Annotated in this window: 3 protein-coding genes and 1 pseudogene; 3 read left to right on the top strand and 1 reads right to left on the bottom strand. The window is 33.7% G+C overall.

Annotated features, from left to right (window positions below; all coding sequences use genetic code 11):
- Nucleotides 1-192: 192 nt before the first annotated feature.
- Nucleotides 193-840 carry a dethiobiotin synthase gene (gene bioD / locus AC30RD_RS06760; protein ID WP_489493635.1) on the bottom strand — a complete coding sequence of 216 codons (648 nt, stop codon included), beginning with the start codon at nucleotides 838-840 and terminating at the stop codon, nucleotides 193-195.
- 129 nt (nucleotides 841-969) lie between these two features.
- On the opposite strand from bioD, the gene clpS reads away from it, so the two are divergent.
- From clpS to aat, 3 genes and pseudogenes are all read left to right on the top strand, one after another.
- Nucleotides 970-1,269 carry an ATP-dependent Clp protease adapter ClpS gene (gene clpS / locus AC30RD_RS06765; protein WP_489493636.1) on the top strand — a complete coding sequence of 100 codons (300 nt, stop codon included), beginning with the start codon at nucleotides 970-972 and terminating at the stop codon, nucleotides 1,267-1,269.
- Nucleotides 1,269-3,460 (top strand): annotated as a pseudogene (clpA, locus tag AC30RD_RS06770) (ATP-dependent Clp protease ATP-binding subunit ClpA). The gene clpS and the pseudogene clpA overlap by 1 nt, the downstream one beginning before the upstream one ends.
- Nucleotides 3,457-4,158 (top strand): leucyl/phenylalanyl-tRNA--protein transferase, encoded by a 702-nt coding sequence (gene aat, locus AC30RD_RS06775; RefSeq protein WP_489493638.1) that lies wholly within the window; start codon nucleotides 3,457-3,459, stop codon nucleotides 4,156-4,158. Before clpA ends, aat begins: the two are co-directional and overlap by 4 nt.
- Nucleotides 4,159-4,265 lie beyond the last annotated feature (107 nt).

The raw sequence follows: 4,265 nt of genomic DNA on the forward strand, positions 1-4,265 counted from the left end.
TTAGTGACGAGCATACGAACGGCTGGTTTACCTTGAAGCAAATCAAGCGAGTAAAACGAGCGAGGATTTGTGGTTTTGTTTAGTTTTAAAAGTTAAAATAGTTAAAATGGTTGAGTAGTTAGAGAGTGAGAAAGTTAGAAAGTAGAAATGAAAGTTACCAATTCCAAATTCCAAATTCCCATTTCCCAATTCTCAATTTTTATTACCTAACTTTTGCAATATCTTTTTTCTATCATTTTGTAAAATAAATATTTCATCAAAATAGTCTTTATAAAAAGGATAGGTAATTTCAAAAAAACTATCTTTATCTTCATAAAGATTAACACACCATTGAAATTTTATATTTTTATTAGATAATGCCATAATAGATAATAGTGTATCATTTATTGCTCCGAGTCTACTTGGAGTAACAAGCAAAGCTTTTGCATCAAAGATATTTATTAGATCTATCATAAATAGATCTTTTTCTATAGGGACCATTAAACCTCCGGCCCCTTCAATAAAAAGGATATCGCACTCTTTTTCTAAAATTTTTATCTTATTTTTGAGGAAGTTAATATCTATTTTTTTCTCTTTTTTTGCTACATACGGGGCTGCAGGAAGCTCAAATCTATAAGGAACAATATCCTCTACCATAAATTTCCTAAAATTTTCATTAAACTCTTGACATTTTTTAAAAAGTTTGGTACCATCTTCGGGACTGCTGGCTACCCCCGTCTCAATAGGCTTAAAAACTCCGGCTTTTATGCCCAAACTTTTACACTCTTCTAGAAGAGACAATGTTGTGTAAGTTTTGCCGATGCCGGTGTTTGTAGCCGTTATAAAAACTCTTTTGCTCATATTTTGCCTTTTTTAAAATTTGTTAATAATTGTAACAAAAAATTTAGTGGCAAAAGAGAAAAAAGTATGCTATTATAATAGTTAGCAGTAAATAGGTTTATTTACATAAACACTAAAAAGAGGTTTAAATTGGCTGTTAAAAAAGATATAGAGACAAAAGAGATAACAAAAACAAAAGAGCCAAAATTATATAAAGTGTTTTTATTAAATGATGATTATACTACTATGGATTTTGTAGTAGAGATTTTATGCGATATTTTTCATAAAAGTTATGAAGAAGCGGTTCAAATAATGCTTTTAGTTCATAAAAACGGAAAAGGACTTTGCGGAGTATATACGTATGAAATAGCAGAAACTAAGATCGATGAGGTTCATAGACGAGCCCGTGCAAACGATTTTCCGCTAAAGGCGATAATGGAGGAATTATGATGATAAGCAATGAATTAAATACGATTTTTAAAGAGGCCGTTAGATTGGCTAAACAAAACAGACATGAATATTTAACTGTTGAACATATATTTTTAGCACTTTTATCAAATAAAGAGGGACAGAGAATTTTAAAAACAATAGGCGCAGATATTGAGCTTTTAAAACAAAAGTTAGAACAGCATCTAAAAAATACTTTAAAACCTCTGCCTGCAGACGTTGTAAGGGAACCCTTTGAAACGGTTGCGCTATCAAGGGTAATTGAAAATATGATAAGACATATTCAAAGTGCCGAGAAAAAAGAGGCAACAGTTGGAGATCTGCTTGCGGCGCTTTTTGATGAGGAACATTCATATAGCGTATATCTGCTTAAAGAGCAAGGAATTAAAAAAGTTGATATATTAGAAGCGATATCTCATCCCGAAATTGAGATCTCTTCAGAAGAAAAAGAGGATGAAGAGGAGAAAGAGACCTATCTTGGAAAATTTACTCTAAATCTCGTAAAAGAGGCAAAAAAAGGAAAAATAGATCCGGTTATTGGCAGAGATAAAGAGATTGAGAGGGTAATTCAAATCCTTTGTAGGCGCAAAAAAAACAATCCTTTATTGGTGGGTGAGCCAGGTGTTGGTAAAACGGCGATTGCCGAAGGAATTGCATTAAAAATTGCAAACAAAGAGATCCCAGATGTCTTAGAAGGAGCAACACTTTACTCTTTGGATATGGGCTCACTCCTTGCTGGAACAAAATATAGAGGGGATTTTGAGAAAAGATTAAAAGGCGTTTTAGAAGAGCTAAAACAGAAAAAAAACGCAATCGTGTTTATAGATGAGATTCATACGCTAGTGGGTGCCGGAGCTACGCAAGGCGGAAGTATGGATGCTTCAAACCTGTTAAAGCCGGCTCTTGCAAGCGGAGCTATAAAATGCATAGGCGCTACCACATATTCTGAATTTAGAAATTTTTTAGAAAAAGATAGAGCACTTAGCAGAAGATTTGCAAAAGTTGATGTAAAAGAGCCTGATCTTGAGACAAGTTTTAAAATATTAAAAGGTTTAAAAGATAAATATGAAAAACATCATAAAGTCAAATATACTATAAGTGCTCTAAAAAGCGCTGTAGAGCTTTCTGATAAATATATCAACGATAGACAATTACCGGATAAAGCGATAGATTTGATAGATGAGGTAGGAGCTAGCTTTCATTTGAGAAAGAGAAAAAGAAGCGTGGTTACCTCAAACGATATAGAAGATGTTATATCAAAAATGCTAAATCTTCCTCCTCAGAGAGTAACACAAGATGATATAGAGATATTAAAAGATTTAGAATCAAGGCTCGAAAAAGGCGTTCTTGGGCAAAAAGAGGCTATCGAGCAGATATCTATGGCCATTAAAAGAAGTAGAGCTGGATTAAACCCTCCAGATAAACCTATAGGATCATTTTTGTTTGTGGGTCCAACTGGGGTTGGTAAAACAGAATTGGCTAAAGAGTTGGCAAAAACGTTGGGTGTTCATTTTGAAAGATTTGATATGAGCGAATATATGGAAAAACATGCGGTATCAAGATTAATTGGCGCACCTCCTGGATATGTAGGATATGAAGAGGGAGGTTTGTTGACTGAGACAATTAGAAAACATCCTTATACGGTATTGTTGCTTGACGAGATAGAAAAAGCCCATCCAGATCTTATAAATATTCTTTTACAGGTTATGGATAATGCTACCTTAACCGACAATTACGGTAACGTAGCCGATTTTAAACATGTTATTTTGATAATGACATCAAACGTTGGTGCAAGTGAAGCAAATGTTATGGGTTTTAAAAAAGAGTCTATAAGCAAATTTGACGAAGCCCTAAAGCAGTTTTTTACGCCTGAATTTAGAAATAGACTTGATGCTATAATTAGATTTAAGCCTTTGAGTATGGATATTGTTGAGGGTATAGTGGATAAGTTTATTAACGAGTTAAATGCTCAACTCTCATCAAAAAATATTACGATAAAACTCACAAATAGGGCAAAAAATATCTAGCACAAAAAGGTTATAGCCAAGAGTTGGGAGCTAGACCGTTAGCTAGGGTAATAAGCGAAGAGATTAAAACTCCGTTAACAAACGAGATACTTTTTGGAAAATTAAAAAATGGCGGTGAAGTAAGTGTCGACTATAAAAAAGATAAATTGATATTTAATATAAAATGAAAGAGATATTAGTCCCAAAAATTGATAGATACTCCCATATCTTTCCAGATCCTAGATACTCCTCCAAAGAAGGTCTTGTGGCCTTTGGAGGAGATCTTGATCCAAACAGAATCTTAAGTGCCTATAAAAAAGGGATTTTTCCTTGGTATAACGAGGGCGATCCTATACTTTGGTGGTCTCCAGATCCTAGACTCGTTCTTTATCCTTCAGATATAAAAATATCCAAAAGTTTAAAAAAAGTTATAAAAAAAGAGATTTTTGAAATAAAAATCGATTCAAACTTTTTGGAAGTTATAAAAAATTGTAAAGAGATAAAAAGAAAAAATCAAGAGGGAACCTGGATACTTCCTGAAATTGTTGAGGTTTATACAAAACTTCATAATATGGGCTTTGCACACTCTATAGAAGTCTATAAAGACGATATTTTGGTAGGTGGACTTTATGGATTGAGCCTTGGGGCTGCTTTTTTTGGCGAATCTATGTTTAGCAAAGTTAGTAATGCTAGCAAGGTGGCTCTTGTTAAGCTTTGTGAAATATCCAAAAAGTTTGGATTTGATTTTATAGATTGTCAGGTTCCAAGCGAGCATCTAAAAAAAATGGGTGCCGTTGAAATAAGCAGAGATAGATTTTTGGATGAGCTGCATATTGCTTTACAAAAACCAAGTATAATAGGCAAATGGGAGTTGGATATTGGTTAGAAAAGTTAAAATGGTTGAGTGGTTGGATAGTGAGAAAGTTAAAAAGTGAGAAAGTGAGAAAGTGAGCGAGGGCAAAACCCGTAGGGTTTTAGAAAGCAAACTGCTTT

The sequence above is a fragment of the Nitrosophilus sp. genome (assembly GCF_982775275.1).